The 26416-nt window shown below is 40.8% G+C and carries 24 protein-coding genes and 1 pseudogene; 14 read left to right on the forward strand and 11 right to left on the reverse strand.

The window, feature by feature from the left end; translation table 11 throughout:
- The first annotated feature begins 51 nt into the window (after nucleotides 1-51).
- The 9 genes from IPH84_20095 to IPH84_20135 all read left to right on the forward strand — a co-directional run bounded on the left by IPH84_20095 (nucleotide 52) and on the right by IPH84_20135 (nucleotide 9956).
- Nucleotides 52-1476: an MBOAT family protein gene (locus IPH84_20095; protein MBK7175461.1), complete on the forward strand. Its 1425-nt coding sequence runs from the start codon at nucleotides 52-54 to the stop codon at nucleotides 1474-1476.
- Nucleotide 1477: 1 nt separating this feature from the next.
- The gene (locus IPH84_20100; protein ID MBK7175462.1) at nucleotides 1478-2491 is read left to right on the forward strand and encodes a hypothetical protein; all 1014 of its coding nucleotides are present in this window, start codon (nucleotides 1478-1480) and stop codon (nucleotides 2489-2491) included.
- On the forward strand, nucleotides 2478-2795 hold the full coding sequence (locus IPH84_20105; protein ID MBK7175463.1) for a hypothetical protein: 318 nt from the start codon (nucleotides 2478-2480) through the stop codon (nucleotides 2793-2795). Before IPH84_20100 ends, IPH84_20105 begins: the two co-directional genes overlap by 14 nt.
- A gap of 142 nt (nucleotides 2796-2937) precedes the next feature.
- Nucleotides 2938-4983 (forward strand): hypothetical protein, encoded by a 2046-nt coding sequence (locus IPH84_20110; protein ID MBK7175464.1) that lies wholly within the window; start codon nucleotides 2938-2940, stop codon nucleotides 4981-4983.
- Between the two features lie 41 nt (nucleotides 4984-5024).
- A complete protein-coding gene (locus tag IPH84_20115) occupies nucleotides 5025-5801 on the forward strand; it encodes a glycosyltransferase family 2 protein (GenBank protein MBK7175465.1) in 777 nt (258 codons plus the stop codon).
- 416 nt (nucleotides 5802-6217) lie between these two features.
- On the forward strand, nucleotides 6218-6910 hold the full coding sequence (locus IPH84_20120; GenBank protein ID MBK7175466.1) for a tRNA/rRNA methyltransferase: 693 nt from the start codon (nucleotides 6218-6220) through the stop codon (nucleotides 6908-6910).
- A gap of 102 nt (nucleotides 6911-7012) precedes the next feature.
- On the forward strand, nucleotides 7013-8611 hold the full coding sequence (gene nadB / locus IPH84_20125; protein ID MBK7175467.1) for an L-aspartate oxidase: 1599 nt from the start codon (nucleotides 7013-7015) through the stop codon (nucleotides 8609-8611).
- Nucleotides 8612-8663: 52 nt separating this feature from the next.
- Nucleotides 8664-9200, forward strand: coding sequence for a gamma carbonic anhydrase family protein (locus IPH84_20130; protein ID MBK7175468.1), 537 nt, complete (start codon nucleotides 8664-8666; stop codon nucleotides 9198-9200).
- An 81-nt stretch (nucleotides 9201-9281) separates the two neighbouring features.
- A complete protein-coding gene (locus IPH84_20135) occupies nucleotides 9282-9956 on the forward strand; it encodes a zinc metallopeptidase (GenBank protein ID MBK7175469.1) in 675 nt (224 codons plus the stop codon).
- Between the two features lie 47 nt (nucleotides 9957-10003).
- Here IPH84_20135 and IPH84_20140 read toward each other — a convergent pair whose 3' ends face one another.
- The 8 genes and pseudogenes from IPH84_20140 to IPH84_20175 all read right to left on the reverse strand — a co-directional run bounded on the left by IPH84_20140 (nucleotide 10004) and on the right by IPH84_20175 (nucleotide 18682).
- The gene (locus tag IPH84_20140) at nucleotides 10004-10519 is read right to left on the reverse strand and encodes an OmpH family outer membrane protein (protein MBK7175470.1); all 516 of its coding nucleotides are present in this window, start codon (nucleotides 10517-10519) and stop codon (nucleotides 10004-10006) included.
- Between the two features lie 86 nt (nucleotides 10520-10605).
- Nucleotides 10606-11176 (reverse strand): annotated as a pseudogene (locus IPH84_20145) (OmpH family outer membrane protein).
- 81 nt (nucleotides 11177-11257) lie between these two features.
- A complete protein-coding gene (locus IPH84_20150) occupies nucleotides 11258-13891 on the reverse strand; it encodes a BamA/TamA family outer membrane protein (protein ID MBK7175471.1) in 2634 nt (877 codons plus the stop codon).
- Nucleotides 13888-14634 carry an isoprenyl transferase gene (locus IPH84_20155; protein MBK7175472.1) on the reverse strand — a complete coding sequence of 249 codons (747 nt, stop codon included), beginning with the start codon at nucleotides 14632-14634 and terminating at the stop codon, nucleotides 13888-13890. The genes IPH84_20150 and IPH84_20155 overlap by 4 nt, the downstream gene beginning before the upstream one ends.
- Nucleotides 14635-14716: 82 nt before the next feature.
- Nucleotides 14717-15532 carry a hypothetical protein gene (locus IPH84_20160; GenBank protein ID MBK7175473.1) on the reverse strand — a complete coding sequence of 272 codons (816 nt, stop codon included), beginning with the start codon at nucleotides 15530-15532 and terminating at the stop codon, nucleotides 14717-14719.
- A 158-nt stretch (nucleotides 15533-15690) separates the two neighbouring features.
- The gene (locus IPH84_20165) at nucleotides 15691-16569 is read right to left on the reverse strand and encodes an NAD kinase (GenBank protein ID MBK7175474.1); all 879 of its coding nucleotides are present in this window, start codon (nucleotides 16567-16569) and stop codon (nucleotides 15691-15693) included.
- 18 nt (nucleotides 16570-16587) lie between these two features.
- A complete protein-coding gene (locus IPH84_20170; GenBank protein MBK7175475.1) occupies nucleotides 16588-18027 on the reverse strand; it encodes a hypothetical protein in 1440 nt (479 codons plus the stop codon).
- A 7-nt stretch (nucleotides 18028-18034) separates the two neighbouring features.
- Nucleotides 18035-18682: a CBS domain-containing protein gene (locus tag IPH84_20175; protein ID MBK7175476.1), complete on the reverse strand. Its 648-nt coding sequence runs from the start codon at nucleotides 18680-18682 to the stop codon at nucleotides 18035-18037.
- Nucleotides 18683-18842: 160 nt separating this feature from the next.
- On the opposite strand from IPH84_20175, the gene IPH84_20180 reads away from it, so the two are divergent.
- From IPH84_20180 to IPH84_20195, 4 genes are read left to right on the forward strand one after another with little or no spacing between them, the layout of a single operon-like run.
- Nucleotides 18843-19556, forward strand: coding sequence for a pyridoxine 5'-phosphate synthase (locus IPH84_20180; protein MBK7175477.1), 714 nt, complete (start codon nucleotides 18843-18845; stop codon nucleotides 19554-19556).
- Nucleotides 19556-20152 (forward strand): toxin-antitoxin system YwqK family antitoxin, encoded by a 597-nt coding sequence (locus IPH84_20185; protein ID MBK7175478.1) that lies wholly within the window; start codon nucleotides 19556-19558, stop codon nucleotides 20150-20152. Before IPH84_20180 ends, IPH84_20185 begins: the two co-directional genes overlap by 1 nt.
- Before the next feature lie 7 nt (nucleotides 20153-20159).
- On the forward strand, nucleotides 20160-21035 hold the full coding sequence (locus tag IPH84_20190) for an ATP/GTP-binding protein (protein ID MBK7175479.1): 876 nt from the start codon (nucleotides 20160-20162) through the stop codon (nucleotides 21033-21035).
- Nucleotides 21032-21805: an alpha/beta fold hydrolase gene (locus tag IPH84_20195; GenBank protein ID MBK7175480.1), complete on the forward strand. Its 774-nt coding sequence runs from the start codon at nucleotides 21032-21034 to the stop codon at nucleotides 21803-21805. The genes IPH84_20190 and IPH84_20195 overlap by 4 nt, the downstream gene beginning before the upstream one ends.
- A gap of 33 nt (nucleotides 21806-21838) precedes the next feature.
- On the opposite strand, the gene IPH84_20200 is transcribed toward IPH84_20195, so the two are convergent.
- From IPH84_20200 to tatC, 3 genes are all read right to left on the reverse strand, one after another.
- Entirely contained in the window at nucleotides 21839-22750 is a 912-nt protein-coding gene (locus IPH84_20200) for a hypothetical protein (protein MBK7175481.1), read from the reverse strand.
- Nucleotides 22751-22829: 79 nt separating this feature from the next.
- A complete protein-coding gene (locus IPH84_20205; protein MBK7175482.1) occupies nucleotides 22830-23333 on the reverse strand; it encodes a PspC domain-containing protein in 504 nt (167 codons plus the stop codon).
- 178 nt (nucleotides 23334-23511) lie between these two features.
- Complete coding sequence (gene tatC / locus IPH84_20210) at nucleotides 23512-24345, reverse strand: twin-arginine translocase subunit TatC (protein ID MBK7175483.1); 834 nt, start codon at nucleotides 24343-24345, stop codon at nucleotides 23512-23514.
- A 131-nt stretch (nucleotides 24346-24476) separates the two neighbouring features.
- Here tatC and IPH84_20215 point away from each other — a divergent pair, with 131 nt between their 5' ends.
- Nucleotides 24477-26387, forward strand: a complete 1911-nt coding sequence (locus IPH84_20215) for a hypothetical protein (protein MBK7175484.1) — start codon at nucleotides 24477-24479, stop codon at nucleotides 26385-26387.
- Nucleotides 26388-26416 lie beyond the last annotated feature (29 nt).

The raw sequence follows: 26416 nt of genomic DNA on the forward strand, positions 1-26416 counted from the left end.
GAACTTTCCCTACATTTGCGGCAATAAAATGATCAATCCTCAAATCCAGGCATGGTTTTCAGCAGCAGCATTTTCATTCTTTATTTCCTCCCTGCTTTCCTGCTGATCTATTATATCCTGCCCGGAAAATTCAAGAATTATTTCACCCTGATTGCCAGTATTCTCTTCTATTCCTGGGGAGCACCCAGGTTCATCTTTGTAATCCTGGGAACTACCTTTCTTGATTTCCACCTCGTACAATGGATGGCAGCAACAAAGACTACCCTGCACAGAAGGTTGATGCTGACACTCTCTGTTTCCATTAACCTGGGCCTTCTTTTTTACTTCAAATACTCCAACTTTTTTGTTGAAAATGTCAATGCCTTTCTCTCTGTTTTTGGCATGACCGGCGTGCATTGGACAAAACTGATATTACCAATTGGAATTTCTTTCTATACCTTCGAAACCATTACTTATGTAGTGGATGTATACCGAAAGATCCATAAGCCCCTAAAAAACTTCTGGGATTATCAACTCTATATTATACTCTTTCCAAAGCTTATTGCCGGCCCTATTATTCGTTATCATCAACTGGCTGATCAAATCACTGACCGTTCAGCAAATGAAACAGTGGATGATAAACTTATCGGGATGTACAGGTTCGTTTTAGGACTTGCAAAAAAAGTAATCATCGCCAATCATATGGGCCAACAGGCTGATGCCATTTTTGCCCTGGATTATGCCCATTTAGATACTTTTACTGCCTGGATTGGAATCCTGGCATATACCTTCCAGATCTACTTTGATTTTTCAGGATACTCTGATATGGCCATAGGTATCGCCAGGATGATCGGGTTCAAATTCCCTGAAAACTTTAACAATCCTTACATATCTCAAAGTATTTCTGAATTCTGGCGACGCTGGCATATGAGCCTGGGTGCCTGGATGCGTAATTATCTGTATATACCGCTCGGGGGAAACAGGGTATCCTCAAAATGGAGACTTTATTTTAACCTTTGGCTTGTCTTTCTGGCGTCAGGACTATGGCACGGAGCCTCATGGAGTTTCGTGGTGTGGGGAGCTTATCACGGACTTTTCCTGGTACTGGAAAGAGTATTCCTTTTAAAAGTCTATGATCGGATCGGGAAATTACCCAGCACATTGATCACCTTCTTCTTAGTCATTATCGGTTGGGTCTTCTTCCGCATCGAATCACTGCCCGATGCCTTCCAATTCCTGGGCAGAATGTTTGCTTTCGAATCAGGTACCTCCATTTCTCTGTTCAAAGGGGTATACTTCTACTTCGCTTTGGCTTTCCTGTTTGCGTTCTTTGTCTATATAAACCCCGGACAAAAAATTCAGGATGCCATTTATTTCAATGATTATACCACAAAAAGACATTTATCCCTCTCAATTTTAACAATCTTCCTTCTCCTCATCTGTATAAGTTCTATTACAGCATTTGGATTTAATCCCTTCATTTACTTCCGGTTCTGACATGAAAACCATCCGCTATATACTGTTCTTCATCCTGCTGACGGCATTAGTGCTGCCAGCAATACAGCAGTATACCGGATTGATTCATGAAAAGCCCTTAAGTGGGGCAATAGAGAAGCCTGTCCGCCCGCATCTGACACTTAAATCATGGTTTGATGCCAGCTTCCAGGAAAAGTATGATGATTATCTGGAACAGGGAATAGGCTTCCGTCCGACACTTATTCGCATCAATAACCAGGTAGCATTTTCACTCTTCGATACAGCCCAGGCTAATGGGGTTATCATTGGAAAGAACAACTATCTTTATGAAGCAAATTACATTAAAGCATATCTTGGGCTTGATTACATTGGCGATGCAAGGATTAGGGAACAGCTGACCAAAGCCAGGTTTGTCCAGGATAAATTGAAAGAACACAACAAGCATTTCCTCCTCATTTTTGCTCCCGGTAAAGCTTCCTACTTTCCTGAATATTTTCCCGAAGGATATCGCAATACTAAACAAGGCCCTACCAATTATGCCAGTTTTATTAATAATAGCAAAGAACTGGGAGTCAATTATATAGATTTTAACGACTGGTTCCTGAAAATGAAAAAAACCAGCCCTTATCCACTTTATTCAAAGACAGGAATTCATTGGAGCCTTTATGGAGTGGCATTAGCCGTTGACTCCCTGGTTAGGTACATGGAAAATGTGTCTGGTAAACCTATGATTGATTTCGGTTGGGATGGCATCGACCTTTCCCGGACTCCCCGGGATACTGATGATGATGTAGCAGAAGGCATGAATTTACTCTTTCCAATTAGTTCTGGTGAATTGGCCTATCCAAGGATCCGTTATAACGAAGTGCCCGGACAGGTTAAGCCGTCAGTACTGGTTGTTGGCGATAGCTACTACTGGAATATTATGGGTTCAGGAATCAGCGAACGCCTCTTTTCTAACAATGAATTCTGGTTCTATAACCAGGAAGCTCATAATCCGGAAATGGCCTGTTCCAAAAAATGTGAAGGACATTGACCTCTTAGAATCAGTAAATAAGCAGGATTTTATTATCCTTATCTCTACCGAGGCCAATCTGAACAGGTTTCCATATGGATTCCTGGATGAGCTTGAAAAAGCCTATACTCATCCTAACAATGCAGTGAAAATGACTCCTGAGGAAAAGGAAAAACTTATCAGGGAAATTATGACTCAAATTAGAAACAGTCCGGAATCCATGGTGCAGATTAAAAAGAAAGCCATAGATAAAAATGTAACTGTTGAAGAAATGATCAGACTGGATGCCGGATGGATCTATGATAACAAATATGGGAGCAGGTAAATAATCAAATATGCCTATCAGAATCGTGAAGAATTATTCGATTAATAAATCACTGTCACTATGAAATCACCTGTTTGACTGCATTTTAAAATGCAAATACCTTGCGCATACATGATAACCTCTTATAACAATTGATTTACGGATGAAAACAATACTGCTTAAGTTAAGCCTGATCATTCTGCCGGTGACCTTCCTGGTTATTGGACTGAATTTCAACCGGACTTCCTTTAGTGGTGATCCGGAATATGCGTATCTGTTGAATGGCATTAATATTGCCACTCTGCATTCAGTTGGACATACCGATAACCCCGGAACTCCTGTGCAAATCTATAGCGCTGTAGTCTTGCGCGTGGCTCACCTGTTAAATTTCAAAGAAAAAGAAGAACTTCAAACCGATATCCTTCGCAATCCGGATTATTATGTAGAGTTAGAACGAAAAATATTGGTCTCGATGAATGCGCTGATGCTTTTATTTCTCGGACTAATTTCACTTCTGCTCATCAGGAATGTTTGGTTAAGCCTTATCCTCCAGGCAACTCCCTTTATTTCGTCAAATCTGCTTGAAATTGTGTTCACAAAAGTTTCTCCTGAACCATTGCTCGTTTTCATCATCATGATCATGATCTTACTGGTCTTGCGACTTTATGTGGATTATGATAAGGAAAAGAAAAATTTCGCAGTGTTTTTTGGAATCATTTCCGGTGCAGGTTTAGCTACTAAGGCAACATTTCTCCCGTTGGCCATATTACCGGTTTTATTATTAAGACAAAGAAAACATAAGCTCCTTTATCTGGCTGTGATTATCCCTTCTTTCGTACTTTTCACTTTCCCCGCTATTCCAGAGTACCCACATATGGCAAAATGGTTTCTTGGCCTGACAACTCATACAGGCACCTATGGACAAGGAGGAACAGGGTTTATTGATTTTGGAGCCTATTTCAAAAGCCTGCCGGAAATAATTATGAATAACCTGGCAATGTCTCTAGCTCTCCTGGGTGCATTAGCACTTTGTATTTTAGTAATAGTAAAAGAAGGCCCAAAAAACCTGGTAAGCAGCAAACCGGTAAGATTTGCCATTAGCATTGCGATTATACAATTCCTGGGAATTCTGATGGTTGCCAAACATTATCACACGAATCACTATCTCATCCCATGCATTAGCCTGACTGGCCTTTTCTGGATATTCACGATCCATAGCATTAAAGAACTTCCTTCATTCCTCCCGCTTAGCATTCACAAATTTCTGGCTCCGGGTGTTTTGGTGATCATGATTCTTTTCGCAGCTTCAACAAAGAACTACCTGGAAGCTGCAAATCATGGCTACATCATCAGTAACCAGGAAACAGAAAAAGTGAATACAAGGCTAAAGACTGAATTTGCCGGTTATGTGAAAGCCTATTATTACCCTGTTTCTATCAATGTTTATTCTGCGCTTCGCTGGGGGAGTGTCTATTCGAGACAGCTCCACCTCGATGCTCTTAAAAGAATTTACCCTGAAGGAATCTTCTATGATATCCGGATTAATAGATTCCAGCTTTGGGAGGCTACCTTGCCGGTTGAAGAATTGGTGAAGGAATACGGTCCTAAAATTCTCTTGGTTGGTGGTCCGATGTCAAAGGATGAATTGATCTCCCTTGAAAATGCTGGGCTATCCCTCAAAGAAATTTATTATGGCAGAATACAGTCAATCTATGAAGTAGATACGGCTAAATCCCAATTGTTCAGTGATGTAGGTAAACCCGAAATTTGGAGTGCCTATTGCGGAGCAGAAAACATCAGTAATGATGAACAATGGTTCCAGGAACCAGGTTTTAAATTTCAGAACAGCAAAAATCAATCTTCCGAACAAGTGCGGAATGGATCCTTTGCTGCCAAACTCCCCTATCGTGATACCTTTGCTATGAGTATTGAAATTGACAGTGTAACACCCGGACAACGATATAAATTCTCAGCATGGAGAAAAGGCCCGGAAGGAACCTCTTTCCTGGTTGCTTCCTCTGTGAAAGAAGGGGAATTATATCAACAAAACGGGGAGAGTCTGAAAACTGATGAAAAAGGATGGAGTAAAATTCTTCTTGACCTTAACATCCCTGAAAATTTCACTCCGGGAAAAATAAAATTCTACCTCTGGAATAGCACTGATGCTCCATGCTATTTCGATGACCTGACACTCACAAGGATAAAATAACAGATCAGTCATAAGTATACATATATAAAGACACTGAAGAAATGATAATTGGCAAGAAACTGGTGATTGTTTTACCAGCCTATAATGCAGAAAAAACCCTGGAACAAACTTATAGCGAAATTCCATTTGATATCGTTGATGAGGTCGTATTGGTCGATGATCTGAGCCGCGATAACACGGTAGACAAGGCAACGTCTCTGGGTATCAAACATGTGATCCGCCATGAAAAAAACAAAGGCTATGGTGGTAATCAGAAAACCTGCTATGATACAGCTCTCGAATTAGGAGGTGATATTGTCATCATGCTACATCCTGATTATCAGTATACTCCAAAGCTTATCCACAGCATGGCGTATTTGATCGCCAATGAGGTATACCCTGTAGTTCTGGGATCAAGGATCCTTGGAAATGGTGCCCTAAGAGGTGGTATGCCTATGATAAAATACATCGCAAATCGCGGCTTAACACTCATTCAGAATATTCTTGTAAATCAGAAATTATCAGAATACCATACCGGGTATCGGGCATTCTCAAAAAAGGTCCTCACAACTATTGACTATCATGCCAATAGTGATGATTTTGTTTTTGATAACCAGATGATGTCCCAGATCATCTATGCGGGATTCCAGGTGGCTGAAGTAACCTGTCCAACCAAGTATTTCAAGGATGCATCCTCTATAAACCTCTCCCGAAGTACGGTTTATGCCATAGGCGTTCTGAAAACCTCCCTGGTTCATTTCCTGAATAAAATGGGGTTGATGAAATCACCTATGTATAGGAAGAAAGTCTATGGCGGATGTCTAATGTCGGATGTCTAATGTCGGATGTCTAATGTCTAATGTCGGATTTTGGATGTCGGTCCGCCAGCTGGCGGATGGATTTTGAATGTCGGAATATGAGAATTTCCCGAAGGGAAGCCTTTGGCTCGATAATTCGATAATTCGGCAATTCGACAATTCGACAATTTCCCGAAGGGGGAGCCTTTGGCTTTGATTTTGGAATTGGGTCCGCCAACTGGCGGATGGATCTTGGGACTTGGTCCGCCAACTGGCGGAATTTAGATTTTGATTGTTCTCCTGGCACCCGGCACCCGGCACCTTGGCACCTTGGCACCCCGGCACTCGGCACTCGGCACTCACTTTGGCACCCAGCACTCAGCACTCAGCACCCGGCACCTTGGCACCTCGGCACCCCGGCACTTAAATTTTTAAGCTACCCAAACTTTCGAAAAATCATGCAGATAATTTTCATCCTGGTCAATCCTGCTGTTCCAGCCAATGTGGGTGCTGCAGCCCGTGCAATGAAAACGATGGGATTCAGTGAGCTGCGGCTTGTTAATCCCTGCGACCATCTTTCAAAAGAAGCCAGGATGCTCGCCCATGCTTCAAATGAGGTGCTTGAGAATGCAAAAGTATTTTCATCATTAAAAGAAGCTTTGACAGATATTGATTTTGTGATTGGTACAACTGCCCGGAGAAGGACAATCCGGAACAGGTTTGTATTATTAAGTGATATACCAGGCTTGATTTCTTCCAAAGGAAAATCAGTTTCTCAAACAGCAGTGGTATTTGGCAGTGAAGAAAGCGGCCTTAGCAACGAAGATGCCAATCAGTGTGATATCCTCTCCACCATCTCAATGGCCACAAAATACCCTTCTCTGAACCTGTCGCAGGCTGTAATGGTTTATGCCTACGAACTATCAGTACTGGCAGGGAAAAAGACACGGAAAGCTCCCGGGAAACCGAATGAACAAAGTTGGAATATCCTGAAAAAGAAAACGGAAGTACTTCTGGATGCATTGGAAATGCCAGAAGGTGACCTGGTCCGGTATAAACTATTGGAAAGAATGGCTCTCCTGAATGAAAAAGATATTTATTTACTTCATTCCATAGCTGGAAAGATCTCCTCCGGTTTGAAAAAGTCATAATCCTGCTTTTTTCAATGTTATATGTTCTTCCATCTATGCAGAACTTCGTTTATAGATGCTTTCCAGAATTCATACCTTTGTAATTCAAACGAAGACAGAAAAATGAGAAAACATGTGGACTTCCTGGTAATTGGAAGTGGGATAGCCGGATTAAGTTTTGCTTTAAAGGCTTCCAGGTACGGGAAGGTATGTATCGTTACAAAGAATAAGGCTGAGGAATCTGCAACCAAATATGCTCAAGGAGGGATTGCTGCTGTGACTTATACACCTGATTCCTACGAAAAGCATATTAAAGATACCCTGATTGCAGGTGATGACCTGAATGATGAAAGAATTGTCAGGATCACCATCACCGAAGCTCCTGAAAGAGTGAAAGAGCTCGTTGAATACGGAGTTCAGTTCGACAAAAATGAAAGTGGACGTTTTGACCTGGCTAAAGAAGGAGGCCATTCCGAATTCAGGGTGTTGCATTATAAAGACCAAACAGGCCTTGAAATTGAACGAACCCTTCTAAACAAGGTCCGTGAAAATTCAAACATTGAAATACTGGAAAACTTTTTCACCGTCGACCTGATCACCCAGCATCATTTAGGTGTGGAAGTTAACAGGAGGTCACCCGGAATTACCTGCTACGGTGCTTATGTCTTGAATAAGAATAACAACCAGATCGATACCGTACTGGCCAAAGTCACACTAATGGCATCAGGCGGAGCCGGGAATGTGTATGCAACAACCACCAATCCGTCGATTGCAACAGGTGATGGCATCGCAATGGTATACAGGGCTAAAGGGATTCTTGAGAAAATGGAATTTATTCAATTTCATCCTACTTCACTTTATCATCCTTCTGAAAAACCCTCCTTCCTTATCACCGAAGCACTCAGAGGGTTTGGAGCCGTATTGAGAGATATCAACGGGGATGAGTTCATGCAAAAGTATGATACAAGGCTTTCACTGGCACCAAGGGATATCGTTGCACGTGCCATTGACAATGAACTGAAAATCAGCGGGGAGGATCACCTTTATTTGGATGCACGCCACCTGCCAAAAGAAGAATTAATGAGTCATTTCCCGGGTGTTTTTGCAAAGTGTCTGAGCATCGGGATAGATATGACCCGCGACATGATCCCTGTAGTTCCCGCAGCTCACTATGTTTGTGGTGGGATCAAGGTAGATGAATGGGGAAGAAGTACCATTCAAAACCTCTATGCTTCCGGGGAATGTGCTTCTACCGGTCTGCATGGAGCAAATCGTCTTGCATCCAATTCCCTGCTGGAATCTCTTGTATTTTCTCATAGAGCCGTGGAACACTCTTCGAGTATATTAGATGAGATCGATTTCTGTGAAGAAATTCCCGATTGGAATGCAGAAGGTACGGTAATGAATGAGGAGATGGTTCTTATTACTCAAACGCTTAAAGAACTGCAGGGGATTATGACCAATTATGTCGGGATTGTTCGTTCTAACCTTCGTTTGCAGAGAGCTTCCGAACGCCTGGATATTCTCAACAGGGAAACTGAAATGCTCTACAAAAAATCAATACTGATAGAGAAAATCTGTGAGGTTCGGAACCTGATAAAAGTCGCTGACCTCATCATTAGAATGGCTAAGGAAAGAAAAGAAAGCAGGGGTTTGCATTTCTCCATCGACTACCCTAAAGCCAATGAAAAAGGAACGATTTACTTCAATCCGGAAGATTGAGTTGACAAACAGTCTTTTAATTCATGCCTAATCAACAGTAAAACAAAGATCCATGCCAATCATTCGCGCAGTCAAAGGAATAGAACCTAAAATAGGTAAAAACTGTTATATCGCCGAAAATGCTACCATTGTTGGTGAAGTGGAAATGGGAGATAACTGCAGCGTATGGTTTAATGCAGTGATCAGGGGGGATGTTCATTTTATTCATATCGGCAATAATGTGAATATCCAGGATGGTGCCATCATTCACTGTACCTACCAGAAGGCTCCTGTCACTATTGGCAATAATGTCTCTATCGCCCATGCAGCAATTATTCATGGATGCACCATTCATGATAATGTACTGGTTGGAATGGGAGCTATTCTTATGGATGGTGTTGTTGTGGAAAGTAATTCCATTATTGCAGCAGGAGCAGTTGTTTCACAAGGCACCTTGATTGAATCCGGTTCAGTTTATGCCGGGGTCCCTGCAAAAAAAATCAAGAGTATGGACCCGTCCCTCCTCGAAGGCCAGGTAAACAGGATATCAAAGAGTTATACCATGTATGCCAGCTGGCATGATCCTTCCATTCAGCCCATTACTGAATAAATCATAAGTACTGACAAATTGTCCAGGCTTTGTTTATGGCAAGCTGTTTGATCAATGTAATCAAACCAATAATAAACAAAGATGTACATTCTGATTTTTATTGTCTTCATGGGACTCAGCCTTCTCATTGGCCAGGTACTGAAGTCAAAATTCCGCAAGTATTCTCAAATCCCTGTTAACCTGGGATTGACTGGTAAGGATATCGCTCTTAAAATGCTAAGGGAAAATGGCATTTTCGATGTTCAGGTAGTCTCCGTTGAAGGTCAGTTGAGTGATCACTATAATCCCCAGACAAAAACTGTTAACCTCAGCCCGGATGTATATAACCGAAGCAGTATTTCTGCAGCTGCTGTTGCAGCGCATGAATGCGGTCATGCAGTTCAGCATGCCCAGGCCTATAGTTTTCTGCAACTGAGAAGTGCTCTTGTTCCGGTCGTAAGTTTTGCAAGCAACTGGATTCAATGGGTGCTGTTGGCCGGAATACTCCTGGTGAACACTTTTCCCTCACTTTTGCTTGCAGGCATTATTCTGTTTGCACTGACAACGCTTTTCAGTTTCATTACATTACCCGTTGAAATAGATGCAAGCAAAAGGGCTATTGCCTGGTTATCCAATAGTGGGATCACTACTATGGAAACAAAGGAATATGCAAAAGATGCGCTTAAATGGGCTGCTTATACCTATGTAGTAGCAGCATTGGCCTCTTTGGCAACATTGCTCTACTATATTTCAATTTTCGCAGGCAGGAGAAACTAAAAAAAAACTCCGGTGATGAACCGGAGTTTTTTTTTATCATTTCCTTTTTACAGGATACCCATCTTTTTCTTTACAAGCGGCATAATATCTTCTCCACCTTCATTATAAAGCAGGAAGCCTTCCACGTTGTTAAAAATATAGGTAAATCCATTCTCCTTAGCGACATCCTGAATAGCTTTCTTAGCTTTATCAATAAACGGAGTCGTTAGTTTGGTTTCCTGATCAGCAATGTCCTGCTGAGCTGAGCCCTGGAATGATTCCATCCTCGATTGAAGATCACCAATTTCCTTTTCCTTGGTCTGCTTAATAATAGCAGACATTGTTTCCTTGTTACGGGTGTATTCATCAATTTTGGTCTGGAGTTCAGTCTGCATTGCTCCATAAGTATCCTGCAAAGTCTGAGCATACTTGTTCATAGCAGTTCTAACAGTATCCTGACCTGGCATTTGTTCGATCAGTTTACCAAAATCAACATGACCAAATTTCGGACTCTTTTGTGCGTAAGCAAGGGACGTAAAACCAACCAATACTACAATGGCAATTACTTTTACTAAGTTCTTCATCATTTTCTAAATAAATGGTTAACTAAAATGAGGCGCAAAGGTAAACAATTTCATTTCAATTGAAAATGCCCTGCTGTAACCTCCTACTATTTTTTGCTGTCAGAGCTCCCTTTGTCAGATCCGCCTTTGGGACTTTCCTTTTGTTTGTAGGTATAACCCAGTTTATCCAATACCTGTTCACTGATATCATATTTCGGATTGGTATAGATTAATGTGGCATTATTGGCTTTATCAAACACAACGGCATAATTATCATCGGTAGCAATCCCTTCTATTGCAGTATATATTTTATCCTGAATGGGTTTCACCAATTCCTGGCGCTTTTTGAATAAATCACCATCCTTACCAAAACGCTTCTTCTGCAGGTCTTTGGCATCTTTCTTTTTTTACAATATCTTCTTCACGTTTCTTCTTCATATCCTCCGGCAACAAAACAGCTTCATTCTGAAAAGCTTTATACATCTTATCAATTTCTGCGAATTTTGTTTCTATTTCTTTCTGCCATTGAACAGACAATTCGTCCAGGGTAGTTTGTGCATCGGCATATTCAGGAATATTATCGAGAATATAGTCAGTATCGACGAAGGCATACTTCTGAGCCATAGAAATTCCGGCACTCAAAAGCAGACTTAAGGTGATCAAAAGGATCTTTTTCATAACAGTTGTTGTTGTGAGAATTATTAATTTCTTTGAATTATCGTAGCAATGCTGCAAAAAGCCTGCCAAATCAAAGTGTTATTAATCAATAGATGAGTTAATTGAAAAATGGAATTGACCCTTATTTGCTGTGGGAACGCCTGGAATAGCGTCAAAACCATATCCCCAATCAAGCCCTAATAATCCGAACATCGGGAGGAAAACACGCACCCCAACCCCGGCAGAACGTTTAAGGTCGAAAGGACTATAATCCCTGAATTTCAACCATGCATTTCCAGCTTCCACAAATGCCATCCCATAAATTGTGGAATTTGGATTCAGTGAAAGAGGATACCTCAATTCAAGGGTATTCTTATTGTAAATGATACCTCCTGTTGATTGGCTCAGGTAAGAGTTTGGTGTCATACTTTCGTTGGCATACCCACGGAAACCTACCAATTGCCTGCCATCAATGGCTGAATAACCGGTCATCCCATCGCCACCCATGAAGTACCTGTTGAATGGAGTAACTTCAAGGTCATTATTATATTTTCCAAGAAAACCGGATTTGGTACGGGCCATGAGCACCAGGTCGCCTACAATCTGCTTATAGAAGGTGCCCATAAATTTCCATTGATGAAATTCCACGAGTCTGTACTTATCCTTTTCATCCATGGTACGGTATTTTTCCTTTGCTACCAATGAATAAGGTGGTGTGAATTCGAGTGAGAAATTAACCTCAGAACCGGACCTGGCATAAATCGTGGCATCGGTTGAATAACGGCCCAGGGAAACTGTATAGGAAAGATTATGATAATTTCCGTTTCCATCAATCGTAGTACCAAGAGAAGTATAGTTTTTAAGCTTATACCTCTGATAACTGATACTGTTTGAAAGATTGAAATAATTATCGGGCCAGTTCAGCCTTCTTGAAAAAACAACCGACATACCGGTAATGTTATACGAATAATAACTGGCTGATGAGGTAGCCAATCCATTATTAAATGCAGATACATAAGCTGATACACTTAATTGCTGAGGCCTCTTTCCCCCTAGCCATGGTTCAGTGAACGAAGTACTGAAACTAAGGTATCCTTTACCGTAAGATTGCATCCTCAATGATAATTTCTGCCCATCACCTGAAGGCACAGGTTGCCAAGCACCTTTATTAAAGAAATTTCTCGCTGAGAAGTTATTAAATGACACTCCAAGCGTGCCGATCAGCCTTCCATAACCCCATCCACCACTAAGTTCAAGCTGGTCAGAAGAGGTTTCTTCCACTCCATAGAGTACATCAACAGTTCCATCAGCAGGGTTAATATTAGGTGTTTGAATATCAATTTTTTCCGGATCAAAATACTTCATCTGGGCAAGTGAAGTCCTGCTCCTGAGTATATCCGAACGACTGAATAACCTGCCAGGCACCGAATATAATTCACGGATGATTACATGATCATTGGTTCGGGTGTTTCCTTTCACTATAACCTGGTTGATGGTCATCTGCTTCCCTTCCCTGATCCTGATCTGTATATCAATGGAGTCATTCTCTACATTCAATTCAATAGGCTCGATCTGGCAAGTAAGATAACCGTCATCAACAAACAGGCTCATGAGGTCAACTCCATTGGGGTTGAACTGTAAAGCAGCTTCCAGCTGATCCTGCCTGAAAATGTCACCTTTCCTGATACCAAGCAGTAATGCCAGTTCATCAGCAGTATACTTTGTATTTCCAACGAAACTGATATCCCTGTGATAATATTTCCTGCCTTCTACAACAGAAAGATCAATATTAATAAGTCCGTTCCCAACTTTATATATGCTATCCTTCAATAATTGGGCATCACGGTAACCATTATCATTAAATTTCCTGATCAGGTTCAGTTTATCTTCATCATAATCTTCCTGGATAAACTTGGACGATTTGAAAATTCTGAATCTGAAATTATTATCGACAGTGGTCTTTACAAAATCAGGATACTCTTTGGCACGGCCTGTGAATGCATATTCAACTCCTCCAAAGAGAACTTCCTGAATAAGTGTAAGTATTTTATAAGCTCCACGTTCCTTTGTTTTCTTCATGGAACTTTTCAGGGAAGGAATAGGCATTTTTTCATTTCCTTCTATATTGATACTGGCAATCCTGACACGACCATTTTTGGATATGTCAAATTTCAGGATGGTATAATTTGCCCGTGCAGTATCTTTAAGTTGTTTAATATCAACCTCCACATCAAAGAACCCTTTCCCTATGTAATGTTTCTTAATTATGTTTGTGGAGCGTACCAGGAGATTTTCAGTAACAACATCACCGGCAACCAGTTTGATTTTCTCCCTCAGGTCATCAGCTTCTCCTTTACGGATTCCTGAAAAACTGAACTTTGAAAGTCGGGGGCGTTCAACCAGAATAATATCAAGGAAAGCCTGGTTATCCTGAATTCTGGATAGTTTAATTTTTACGTCATCGAAAAGACCTTGCTCCCATAACTTAACGATGGCAGTATGAATTTTTTCTCCGGGAATTTCAACCTTGTCACCTACTCTTAATCCGGAAAGCGTAACGAGTACTGAATTATCAAGATATTGAACCCCGGTTACTGTGATACCTCCAATGATATAGCTTTTAGGTGCTCCATATTCCACGTCAGGCAGGTCTTCACCAATAGAAATCTGCGCGACTGTCGGTATTGATATTGCAAAAAATAGCAGGAAATAAAAAAAGCTTCGCTTCAGTGTCATCCTTTACAGTTTATAATTTGTTCGCTGGTCTTGCCAAAACGCCTCTCCCGGTGTTGATAATCTACGATAGCTTCATAAAGATCATTTTTCCTGAAATCCGGCCATAATTTAGGGGTGAAATAGAGTTCTGAATATGCAGACTGCCATATAAGGAAATTGCTGATTCTATATTCTCCGCTGGTCCTTATTACTAATTCCGGATCTGGAATATCCGGCATATTTAAGTAGGTTGAAAACAATTTTTCATTAATCTTATTTTCGCTGAGGGTACCTTCTTTTACTGATTTTGCAATTGCTTTGGCAGCTTCAACTATCTCCCAGCGTCCACTGTAACTTAAAGCAAGAATCAGGTCCATCCTGGTATTATGAGAGGTTTTGTCAAGGGCTTCCTTTAATTCCTCTTTTACCTTAGCATCAAGGCAATGAAGGTTACCCATGGCTCTAAGACGAATATTGTTATCATTTAATGTCTTAATCTCATTATTAATGGTAATCACCAACAAATGCATCAGGGCATTTACTTCTTCTTTGGGGCGATTCCAGTTCTCAGTAGAGAAAGCATATAATGTGAGAAATCTTACACCCAGTTCAGCAGCCGCTTCAGCGGTTTCTCTTACAGATTGAACACCATTCTGATGTCCGAAAACCCGATGCTCGCCTCTTTGCTGGGCCCACCTGCCATTTCCGTCCATAATGATGGCAATATGCGCAGGAAGCCTGTTTCGGTCAACCTTTTCGAGCATATCATTTGTTTTCTCCATTCTCGACAAATATAGGGGTTTGTACTTAGCAGCCCGGCTTACTGTGTGTTAATTATTCTTAATGCTAATATCCTTCTCGCTGATGGTCCAGACAACGTTCCTTGCTCAACATCCGTATCTTAACAACCAAAGTAATTCCTGCAAAAGAATACCAATCCTTATCCTTTGAATTTCCTCTCTGCATACCGGAATTATGACTCAAAGTAGGATCTGAAGCCATTTCCGCTACAGATGCTGATGATGGACTTGAACCCGCCAGGTTTTTATAATAGGTTGTGCTTACATCATCAAGGTAATCAGTTGTTGTTTTCCTCATGCCCCATTCAGCGCCAACCCCAATAAGTTTATTTATACTTACTTTTAGACCAACTCCGAATGGTATACTAAATGCATATAATCGATAGGGATCACGGCCGGTACCTTGTCCTTCGGTTGACAAAGGTTTTAATTCCATCTTGGCACCATTCACATTGCCATAAGGTTTGAAAAAGAACACCGAACCTCCACCAAAAATATAGGGTGTCCACCAATGCATTTTGCTGCCAATAAAATACTCCAGGAAATTTACCTCAAACTGCACTCCGACTTCATCAACCGGCGATGAAAAATTAAGGTTCCTGGATGGATTGGCTTTACTTCTGGCATCACTGGCTTCAATTTTGCCATGTAAATAATGGGCTTGCAACGCCATCCGATGATTGATATTATACCTGTACAATGCCCCATATGCCGGTCTTGGCATAAGGAAGAGCTTCTTTGGATTAAGGTCTCCCATGTAATAGGACACCCCTCCAAAAACGCCTAGATCCCCCGTCCGCTGAGCAAAAAGCGTTGGAGTCCAAAGCATTAAAATCACAAAAAAAACACAGGATTTACGCATAAATTTTTCGGGCAGGCAAAAGTACTATTTTTATCTAAATGGATTACATGGTTTCCACCACATGAATCCATTCATGCATGCTCATAATTAACTGAGAAAAGGCTCTTTTATTGTAATCCCGGATGCATCAAAGTGCTGTAAATTCAGCTGAATCACAACTAGTTTCTGATATCCATTCCCCAATTTAGCTTTGCACGGAGGGTTGAAAAGAAATTCTCATTTTTTCTTTGTAGAAGATTCACTTCAAAGCCGGCCTTCTTAATGATCAGGTCTGTTTCCTGGTCAAGCAGTGCCATCCTGGAATCTAGCCTTATAAGAGCCTGTTTCTCACGACCATCAACCTTAATTCTGATCACACAATTGTCGGGGATAACTACGGGTCTGACAGTTAAATTATGCGGAGCAATCGGAGTGATGACAAAACTGCTGGAATCGGGAGTAATGATAGGGCCATTGCAACTCAGTGAATAAGCAGTCGACCCGGTGGGTGTTGCAATCAGCAATCCATCAGCCCAATATGAGTTAAGGAAAAAACCATCAACCCAAACCTGGACAACTACCATGGAAGAGGTTTCCTTTTTATTGATAGATAGTTCATTAAGGGCAAAACCCAAATCCCCGAATAAAGTTTTTGGGGATTCAATACTTATCAGTGTTCTTTTCTCTATGGTAAAACGCCCTTCAATGATATCGGAAATTGCGGGAAGTATCTCCGTACGCGGGATACTTGAAAGAAACCCCATACGGCCCAAATTAATACCGACAATAGGAATCCCTGAATCCCTGACGATCTGAACGGCATCCAACATCGTACCATCTCCACCTACTGAAATAAGATAATCAGCCTTCCCCCTGAGTTGATCATGGTTATTAAATGTGCGGATATCCTGGTTCAGCACAATATTTCCCTTGATAAACTGGTAGAAAGATTCCCAAATGATCAGACTGCAACCCGAGTCTTCCAGTTTACCGATTAATAAGCGGAAATAGTCCAGGTGATCCTGATTAAAAGCCTTCCCAAAAATTGCAACTGTCATTTTCATTTCTCCTGAATTTCAAATTCCGGCAATAAAGTGTATAAAGATACCATTTTCACCGGATCTGTTAAATGAGTATTCAATTCGAAACACCTTGTCATAATAGGTAACGAGGTCGAGTCCGATACCTGTGCCCAACAATAAAGTCTGAGGCAATTTATTCCCACTTTCGATTCCGGAATCAGCCCATGTATAGCCGGCATCACCGAATGCTGTGAGATAAGCCGCATAATGAATTTTACCAAATTTTGGAGAAGGGATGGCACCTACGGTAATTTCCTTTTCCGGAAGCAAGGCAAACCTGATAGAATTGCGGGTCAGAAGGTAATGAGTACCATCTATAACATAGTATTCATAACCCCTCACATAGTCACGGTCATAGCCTAACCCCTGCATCAGGAAATAGGGCTGATGCTTGTTTGCCGATATCTTACCCACCAGGCTGCCTCCATAATACCAGCGTTTTGAAATCGGGATAAATATTCGGGAGGTTGATTTCATCCAAAACTGATTAACCGGCTTTTCGAAAGCCAGTCCAAATCCTCCTTTCAGTATTTCCAAATCCATATACCAGCCTGATAGCGGATAATACCGTGCATCCCGGTAATCCGCTTTCAGCTTATAATAGAGGCTCAAATAATTGCCAGAACCAAACTCCTTGTAAAAATAGTCCGGATTGGCTTTTAATAAGGTATCTGCAAATGAAACATACTGATACTTCAATGACAGGTTATGCATCACATGAATGTTTCTCCTGTAGGATATGAGCCATGCAACATAAATCTGCTTCAGCAGGTGGTTTTCATCAAAAAGGTATTTCAAATGGTCTGATATAGTGGAAAAGCCCACTTCTCTCCTGTTCAGGTATCCCATCTCGATTCCTGTACCTAATTTCTTTGCCTTATCAATATAAGGAATTGAATAAATTAATGAGAAATGCTGGTTTTTCCCGAACCTCAGCAAAAGATCCAGGTTTTCCATTCTTCCTCTGAAATTGCTCCATTTCAAACGAAACCCATAATTAACCCTGGAATAATCCCTGGATTTCCACCAGGAATTAAAATTCCGGTCTGTGAGTTCAAAGATTGGTGATGGCCATATGTACCACCTCTCAACTACTTCTATCCGGATATCAAGGCTATTCCCATTTTTTACCTCATAAATTGACACAAAATTGAACAGTGAAGTATTGAGGAGATTTTTGCGTGACTGCTCAATCCGTTGCTCATAATCGGAGCTATACAAGGTATCGCCTTCTTTAAAAAGCAGTTCCCGATATAAGATCACATCTTTTGTAATCGCATTACCCAGGAAGGAGATTTTATTTACAACAAACCATGGATGATCTGCGTCAAAAGGATGGGATATTGCAAATGAAACTTGATTAACCAGTAAAAACGCCATGCCTGAAAGAATAATCCTTAGAACTTTGGCAAATTCCCGCATGGATAGTTTCATTGAGTGATTAAATATTCAGATAATTCATCAGGATATTGTACCGCTCCCTCAGGCTATCAAAATAATCTGATTCAAAATAAGATGCTTTGATAGTGTAATTATAGCGCAGAAAAGTCTGGATAATTGGCTGTATATCCATTTTATTTAACTTAAGTGTTAGTTCAGCCCGGAGGGAATCGGGCTGTGATTTCATATATAAGCTCAACAAGCGAGCATCATTGGATTCAATGATCTGGGCAATTTCAATTAATGAGAAATCATTTACATTCAGTTCAAGGACAATGATTCCTCCGGGATTATCGACAGCTGTAATAGTTGAAAGATTTTCGACCAGGCCTGTCAGGGTTATTACGCCGAGGTAATGATTATTCTCATCTACCACAGGTAAAAGGCTGAGCTTGAATTCCGCAAATGCACTGATAACTGAATAGACATGGTTGGATTGCAAAACAGCAATTTTACTTGGGCTAAGGTTATGCTTTTCTAAAGTTTCCTCAAAGCTGTTGGCTGAATAGATCTCGTCTTCTGTAACCAGTCCGAGGTAATTGGTTCCATCCACAACCGGAAGATGTGACACTTTAAATTCATCGAACCAATGCAATGCGGTTAATCCTGTATCTGTTGGTGAAAGATTCAGAACGTCTCTGGTGATCAAATCCCTGGCAATCATAGCTCGAGTTCTTTAAGTGTAACATAAAGGAATAGTAAAGATTTAAGCAGAAACAACCTGTAAAAGCAAATAACCCTTTCCATTTTCAATAGTATCTCAATCCTATCCCTGTGTTTTGTAGTTTTGCAGTAAAGAAGATTTGGCAATGACAAAGTTAAGTGTAAATATTAATAAAATAGCCACGATCCGGAATGCCAGGGGTGGAAATATGCCGGATGTATTGAAAGCAGCTATAGATTGTGAGCTTTTCGGAGCCGAAGGCATCACTGTTCATCCACGGCCGGATGAAAGGCATATCAGGTATAAGGATGTATTTGAGATCAGCCCAATGATCAGGACTGAATTCAATATTGAAGGGAATCCGATCCCTCAATTTATTGAGATGGTGCTGAAAATTAAGCCCCACCAGGTAACGCTTGTCCCGGATTCACATGATGTACTTACATCCAATGCAGGCTGGGATACGAAAACACACAGGAATTTCCTGAAAGAAGTAATTGCTGAATTCAAATCACAAGGCATCAGAACCTCTATTTTCGTTGATCCGGATGTTGAAATAATCCGTGCAGCAGTTGAAACAGGCACTGACAGGATTGAATTATACACCGAATCTTATGCACGCCTATATCCCATAAACCGGGAAACAGCCATTGAACCTTATATCATAGCTGCCAATGCGGCAATAGAAGCTGGCCTTGGAATAAATGCCGGGCATGACCTGGACCTCAATAATCTTTGGTATTTCTCACGTAATATCCCCGGACTTCTTGAAGTTTCTATCGGACACGCCCTGGTTAGTGATGCCCTTTATTTCGGACTTGAGAAAACTATTCAATCATACCTTTTACAATTGAAGTAATGAGACATTCAAAATCCCTTCTTTTCCTTTTCGTTGTATCTCTTACATATAGTGTTTACTCCCAAACCATTATTGATGCAACCCAACTGGAAACCCATGACGGACTTGCTTATCAATCGGGAAGTAAGACCCCGTTCTCCGGAAATGCTGTTCACTGGTTTCGTCCCGGACAGAAACAGGTTGAATCGGGTTACCTGAATGGGAAACTGTCAGGTATCGAGACAACCTGGTATGGGGATGGAAAGAAATTCATGGAGATCACTTATGTAAATGGTGATTTTAATGGACCTTACAGGCAGTGGTATCCTAACGGGCAGCTTGAACTTGAGAAAATTTATTCAGGTGGTATGATGAATGGACCTTCTACTCATTGGTATGAAAACGGGAATAAAGAAAACGAAGGTGTATTCAATGATTGTCGTGAAACAGGATCCTGGGTATTCTATCATCCCAATGGAACAAAAATGAAGGAAGGTATTTTCAAAGAAGGATTTGAAGAAGGGAAATGGTTATTCTGGGATGAGTCTGGCAAAAAAATGAAAGAAGTGATCTATAAAGATGGAACACAAATCAGTGAAACGATTATTGATCAATAAGAACATCATGAAATCCACAACTCTCTTACTGAAACGATGGTGGATCATTGCGATTACAGTTTTTTTTGTAGTCCCCACCCTTCAATGCCAGCAGAAAATAAATTTCCTTCATGAATCCATTCAACAGAAATGGAAATCTCCGGAAGGGTTAATGATTCCGGAATCTGTTAAGTATGATTCCGACAGGAAGGTTTTATATATTTCCAATATTAATGGAATTCCTTCTGAAAAAGATGGAAACGGGTTCATTTCTAAACTATCGCTAGATGGACAAATAATTGATTTAAAATGGATTACAGGTCTGGACGCCCCGAAAGGAATGGGGATCTTTCAAGACTTTCTCTATGTGAGTAATATTACAGAGATTGTGAAAATTGATATCCTGAAAGGTGAAATCGTAAAAAGATATCCTGCAATAGGTTCACAATTCCTGAACGATATTGATATAGATGAAAAGGGCACTGTTTTTTGTTCAGACATGAAATCTTCAAGTATATATCGCATTGATAATGACACAGCTACCGTTTGGATAAGTGGAGAAGACCTTAAAGGTTGCAACGGTTTATATTATAGCCAGGGGTATTTGTTTATAGGAGCGGATGGTAAAATCCTGAAGGCTGATATAACCACGGGGCAACGACAAATCGCATTCACTCAGACCGGCTCAATTGATGGATTGGAATCCTATGAGAAAGAAATGTTCCTTTTTAGCGATTATAAAGGCTCGGTATATAAAGCACATTCGGGGGCTGAGAAGGAGCTTCTTCTAAATACAACTTCTTCAGGAATCAATGCAGCTGATATTGAATATATTCCGGAATTAAAACTACTGTTGGTACCAACTTTTAATGATAATCACGTGACTGCATACCAGTTATTATGAAACTATTTTACAGGCATTTCGGAGAGGGCAAACCCCTCATCATTCTTCATGGTTTGTTTGGTCAGAGTGATAATTGGGTTTCCATAGGCCGACGTTTTGCAGAGAAATTTTCGGTATTTATTCCTGATCAAAGGAATCATGGGCAATCCCCGCATGCTACTGTTCATACCTACCCTGCCCTCTCAGATGACCTTTTTGAATTTATGGAAGAGCATCAAATAAAAGACGCAATACTGATCGGGCATTCAATGGGAGGGAAAGCTGCTATGTCATTCGCATTGGAACACCCGGAAATGGTGAGTAAACTGGTCGTTGTAGATATAAGTCCAAGGAAATACCCTGAAAGGAGTATTCATACCCAGGTAATCAGCCAGATGCTTTCGATAAACCTTTCAGTCTTGAAATCCCGGACAGAGGTAGAGCATATACTTGAGGAAAAAATGCCTGACCCAAGGATACGTTTCTTCATTTTAAAGAACCTTTATTATAAAATGCCAGGAGTATTGGCATGGAGGCTCAACCTTGATGCTATTAACCACAACCTTGATCATTTATTTGATGGAATCAATACGGATCAAAGCTTTGCGAAACCTACACTATTTATTAAAGGAGGGCTTTCAGACTATATAATCGAGGAAGATATCCCTACAATTAAACGCATATTTCAAAATGTGACGCTAAAAACAATTCCCGGGGCAACGCATTGGGTAAATGCAGATGCCCCGGAAGAATTGATTTCGTTTGTAAATGAATTTTTAGCTAATAGCTGAGTTCAGTTTTCAGCTATGCATTCCTGAGGATGATTAATACCTGACAACATCAATGCTGGCCATTCCTGCCTCCAGCGTGATATAAATTTTCTTTGCAGATGAATTGAATCCTTCAGTTTTATAATGATGGTTATCAATCTTAGTGAAGTCATTGAAATTCTTGCTGGCCAGGAAAGTATTTGTGGTAATTTCACAGCCTGCCTCCCTGGGAACCCTTACAGTAATAGATGCAGCACCTGCTTCAACATTCACATGAGACTCCGGACTTTCGCTTCCAAGCTTAATATCTATATCAGAGGCTCCGCCTTGAATATTGATTTTCCGGGTTTTGTAAGGACTTAAATCAAAATCTACTTCAGCTGCTCCAACATTCAACTCGAAATCCCAGGTTGGAATTTTATTTAATTTCAACTCAACCGTATTCCTGACTTCACCTTTAAATTCAGCTTTATCAAGGGAAAGTTTAATAATTCTCAAACTGTCCTTATCTTCAGAGGTCATTGAGTAATGTCCCTGAGAACCGGTCCTGTCGAGTTCAATAAGCTTGGAGGTAGAGTCTTTAATTGTAAATTCCCCCACCCCAATATTCAGGTTCAGTAAAGCGTATTTTACAACTGAATCCATATCTTCTGTGAGATTCTGGGAGATGGGGGCTGCATAATCAATTTTATCATCCCGGTCATTGTAATTGAACTTCCATTTCCAGGGGTCATTATTACCAAATTGTTGAACTACAATAAATGTGATAATAATGGTAGCAATTGAAAGTACTGCTTTAATCCAATCCTTGATAGGGATTACAGAAATTCCCCAGAGAATCAGGATTACCGGCCAGAGATTCCACATGGTATGCCAGTTGAAGCTTATGGCACCGGTATTTTTGAGGATGAACAGGACGCCTATCAAAACCAGAAGGATGCCCCAGAATATTTTACGATAGCTCATTGTATGTATGGTTAGGGTTTGTTTGTTTGAAGAAATCTACTTGTAATTTCAGGCAGAACGATTTAAGAAGGATATCCAATTATGATTGCTTCTTCTTCTCTGAAAAATTGGTGATAATAAGCACAGCTCCAACAACTACAAGAATGACAGGCCATAAGTCTCCAAAATCAATCCTGGGGATGAGTTTATCAGCCAGGAAAATAGAGCCCAAAGTAATCAGCACCAATCCACCGATAAGTCCGCCCCTTGTACTCTTTTCTTTCTCAAATTGAAAGGGAGGCATAGGCTCTGCCTGGTAAGATTGTGAACTATCAGCTGAATATTCAGATGAACCGGGAGGAGGAGGAGGAGGAGTGGTAGTATCGCCTCCCATATTGAAAGACGGTGGCATAATAGGTCGTGGCGGGATCGCGATCCAAAGGATAATATAAACGAGGACTCCACCCCCACCTGCAAGTGCAATAACTAAGAATAACATCCTGATGATAATGGGATCTACATCGAAATAATCTGCTATTCCTCCCGCAACACCACCGAATACGCGACTGGTTGTTGAACGGTATAAACGATTAGTCTTTTCCATGATTGAATTTCTTTATTTTTCACCATCTGACGCAAGCTTTTCTTCAAGGTTACAAAATTGTGTTCTGAAGATAAATTTCCCCGAAATAAAATTTGAAGAAAGCTGGAATCAGTCAGATAAGTTGCCCCGAAAATTGAGATAATAGACTGTAATATAGGTTATTACTAATCTCTATTAATTATTCGATGGCTTTTGGCGTTACTTTTTTTGAAACCAGGATACTAATCTCATACAATGCCCAAAGAGGGATAGTCACAATGATCTGGCTGAAAACATCAGGGGGTGTAATAATAGCTGCAATAATGAGGACAAGCACAAAAGCATATTTCCGGTTTCGGATCAGAAAAGCAGGTGTTACAAGCCCTACTTTGGAAAGCACAAATATGATCACCGGAAGTTCAAAAACGAGTCCTACCGAAAGGATAACTGAAACAACAGTACTAATATAGGAACTCAAAGCGATCTGATTAGCAACCATTGTGCTTACCTGGTAGGTCCCCAGGAAATTCAATGTCCAGGGTACCATGAAAAAATATGAGAATAATATTCCGACCAGGAAGAGAAATGACATGACAAATACTGCAGAACGGGCATACTTCCGTTCCTTTTCATAAAGGGCTGGCTTGATGAATTGCCATAGCTGCCAGAAGATGTATGGCATTGCCAGAATCAGCCCGGCAACCATAGAAATGGTCATATGGGTTGTAAACTGCCCTGATAAATTAAAGTTAATGAGTTCAATGTGGGTATCAGTCATGCAAAGTGAATCAACATGAAGCCATTCACCTAGCTGGCACAACCATTTATAGGTAATAAACTCCCCGTCTTTAGGAGCAAGAATGATTTTGTCGAAAATGATATCTCTGTTCAAAAAGGCAGCAATAGCCATCACCAGCACTGCAAGCACAATCCTGACAAGTCGCTTACGCAGTTCCCCAAGATGATCCCAGAAGGTCATCTCTTTCCCTGTATCTGCTGATTTACCCTTAAAGATCTTTTCCTTTAATGACATTTATATCACTTGATACCGGCAAAAGTAATGATTTGAAAGGTATGTTTAGCCTTCAAATCACCCACCTTCAATTTACTAAAAGGAATATTTAAAAAAAATGAACAAAAAAGGCCTCCTCAATCATCTAATTGATGACTAAATTTGTTTACTGTTCATCAATGAATATTCGACTCACATATAAATCCCTTCTATTACCTGCTTTACAGTGGGCAGATGTGTATTTTATCCTGGTCCTTTTGACTTGCTTTTCCTCATCCCGTCTATCTGCAGAAGGCACTAAACAATTGGAACCTGTTAATGCGCCATTAAAATCTTATTGTCGTATTTCACTTACAAATAATACAACCGATTACAGGATTCCTTTTGCTCTGGTGGGATGCGATGAAGTTTACCGGTTAAATATTAATATAAAGGATTATACCAAGGAGAAAATCTACCTTGGTTTTGGAGAAATTACCAATTACTTTGAAGATACTTCTGTCATAATTTCAGACGTAAAATTCCAGGTTCGGAATCCGGATGATATTATTGTGCCAGGTTTTTCCCTTAAGACATTACCAGATGCACCGGGAGAGGCCGGATTCATACAATCCAGGAATGAAGCCAATGCCGGTCCTGAAATATCCGGCTCTAACCTGTCGGGATATAGTCCTCTGATTATTATACCAGACCGTAATGGTGATTACTACATAGAATTTGAGATCCCATCCATGGGACAAACTGAAGCCCGTGTTTTCAAATACTTTGATATAACCGTTGCTTCGGGAGTGAATCCTCTCCCTGGCCGACTGTGGAGTAAAACCTGGCAATTAAGCTCTTCTAATGTGGATTCGGAAGTGAATAGTTCCCATTCCATTTTCTACATTTATTCGGATGATGGCATTGTAACCAGTTTCGATTGCAATGGATTAGCCGGCGGAATCTGGGCAATTTACAGCAATGAGTATGGTTGCAGCACTGCCGGAAACTGGAGTGAACGCAGACGTTCAATCATAGGAAATGCAACAGTTTCACCTCAATACAAAATCTTCCTCAACGACCCTGATCCGTCGATTTACCCGTCGGGCCAGGTGGGCACAATGAATAGCTTCGATGTAATCACAGCAGATTGCGACACCCTAATCATCTTCACTGCAGATGTAAGCAAAAAAGGAAACATTGAAATCCTGTTGGACTTACCACCTTCAAATCCTGGAACTGTTGGGGTGGAAGATGTACAACTAGGCTACCCGGTAGTTCAGGGGACCAACATACTTCTGCCCGGCTGGGATGGAATGAGTGCCATTGGTAAACCCATTCCAAATGGAACGATCATTGGTGCAAGAATCCGATACCTCAATGGGTTATCAAATCTTCCTTTATTCGATGTGGAGGATAATCCCTTAGGATTCAAGGTTGATATTCAAAGGCCCATACCAATAAGCGGCATTTCCAAAATGAAAGTTTACTGGGATGATCTGTTATTGCCATCAGCTGCCAATCCAACAATCAATACAACTTTAGGATGCATTTATGAAGAAAGTGCTCCTGTTTCCGGTTGTCATGAATGGACCATAGAATCAACCCTTGGCGATAAGAATACCCTCAATTCATGGTGGTATTATTCCACTGACGAGGTTTTAAGTCTTCCCTTTACAATCAATATGGGTCCATCCACTGGCCATATTAGTGGTCCTGACCAGGTATGTTTTGGACAATCAGCAATATTCAGAACTCAAAGTATACCCCATGCCGAGAAATATATCTGGGAATTAACCGGGCCAGGCGTTTCGATGACATTTGAGAAAACAGCACCTGATACAACGCTTTACAAGCAATTTTCAAATACTCTTCAACCGGGAGTTTATAGCCTTACTGTGAAAGGTTCCAATCAGTCATGTGGTATCGGACCCTCAACTAATTTCACAATCTTTGTTTACAATAACCTTTCACCACCCATTTCTGGTCCAGGCCAGGTGTGTGCCAATAGTACCAGCCAGTTTGCTGTTAACGGAGCTTATACAAATATTAGCTGGCTGAGTGCGAAAGGAACCATTCAGTGACCGGCTGACCTGAATATCGTTAACATCAA

Source organism: Bacteroidales bacterium (assembly GCA_016707785.1).
Taxonomy (GTDB): Bacteria; Bacteroidota; Bacteroidia; order Bacteroidales; family UBA4417; genus UBA4417.

Bases quoted from the DNA above. Each gene is read 5' to 3' on its own strand.
- IPH84_20095 (MBK7175461.1), top strand. From the start codon at position 52: ATGGTTTTCAGCAGCAGCATTTTCATTCTTTATTTCCTCCCTGCTTTC.
- IPH84_20100 (MBK7175462.1), top strand. From the start codon at position 1,478: ATGAAAACCATCCGCTATATACTGTTCTTCATCCTGCTGACGGCATTA.
- IPH84_20110 (MBK7175464.1), top strand. From the start codon at position 2,938: ATGAAAACAATACTGCTTAAGTTAAGCCTGATCATTCTGCCGGTGACC.
- IPH84_20115 (MBK7175465.1), top strand. From the start codon at position 5,025: ATGATAATTGGCAAGAAACTGGTGATTGTTTTACCAGCCTATAATGCA.
- IPH84_20120 (MBK7175466.1), top strand. From the start codon at position 6,218: ATGCAGATAATTTTCATCCTGGTCAATCCTGCTGTTCCAGCCAATGTG.
- nadB (MBK7175467.1), top strand. From the start codon at position 7,013: ATGAGAAAACATGTGGACTTCCTGGTAATTGGAAGTGGGATAGCCGGA.
- IPH84_20130 (MBK7175468.1), top strand. From the start codon at position 8,664: ATGCCAATCATTCGCGCAGTCAAAGGAATAGAACCTAAAATAGGTAAA.
- IPH84_20135 (MBK7175469.1), top strand. From the start codon at position 9,282: ATGTACATTCTGATTTTTATTGTCTTCATGGGACTCAGCCTTCTCATT.
- IPH84_20140 (MBK7175470.1), bottom strand. From the start codon at position 10,519: ATGAAGAACTTAGTAAAAGTAATTGCCATTGTAGTATTGGTTGGTTTT.
- IPH84_20150 (MBK7175471.1), bottom strand. From the start codon at position 13,891: ATGACACTGAAGCGAAGCTTTTTTTATTTCCTGCTATTTTTTGCAATA.
- IPH84_20155 (MBK7175472.1), bottom strand. From the start codon at position 14,634: ATGCTCGAAAAGGTTGACCGAAACAGGCTTCCTGCGCATATTGCCATC.
- IPH84_20160 (MBK7175473.1), bottom strand. From the start codon at position 15,532: ATGCGTAAATCCTGTGTTTTTTTTGTGATTTTAATGCTTTGGACTCCA.
- IPH84_20165 (MBK7175474.1), bottom strand. From the start codon at position 16,569: ATGACAGTTGCAATTTTTGGGAAGGCTTTTAATCAGGATCACCTGGAC.
- IPH84_20170 (MBK7175475.1), bottom strand. From the start codon at position 18,027: ATGAAACTATCCATGCGGGAATTTGCCAAAGTTCTAAGGATTATTCTT.
- IPH84_20180 (MBK7175477.1), top strand. From the start codon at position 18,843: ATGACAAAGTTAAGTGTAAATATTAATAAAATAGCCACGATCCGGAAT.
- IPH84_20185 (MBK7175478.1), top strand. From the start codon at position 19,556: ATGAGACATTCAAAATCCCTTCTTTTCCTTTTCGTTGTATCTCTTACA.
- IPH84_20190 (MBK7175479.1), top strand. From the start codon at position 20,160: ATGAAATCCACAACTCTCTTACTGAAACGATGGTGGATCATTGCGATT.
- IPH84_20195 (MBK7175480.1), top strand. From the start codon at position 21,032: ATGAAACTATTTTACAGGCATTTCGGAGAGGGCAAACCCCTCATCATT.
- IPH84_20200 (MBK7175481.1), bottom strand. From the start codon at position 22,750: ATGAGCTATCGTAAAATATTCTGGGGCATCCTTCTGGTTTTGATAGGC.
- IPH84_20205 (MBK7175482.1), bottom strand. From the start codon at position 23,333: ATGGAAAAGACTAATCGTTTATACCGTTCAACAACCAGTCGCGTATTC.
- tatC (MBK7175483.1), bottom strand. From the start codon at position 24,345: ATGTCATTAAAGGAAAAGATCTTTAAGGGTAAATCAGCAGATACAGGG.
- IPH84_20215 (MBK7175484.1), top strand. From the start codon at position 24,477: ATGACTAAATTTGTTTACTGTTCATCAATGAATATTCGACTCACATAT.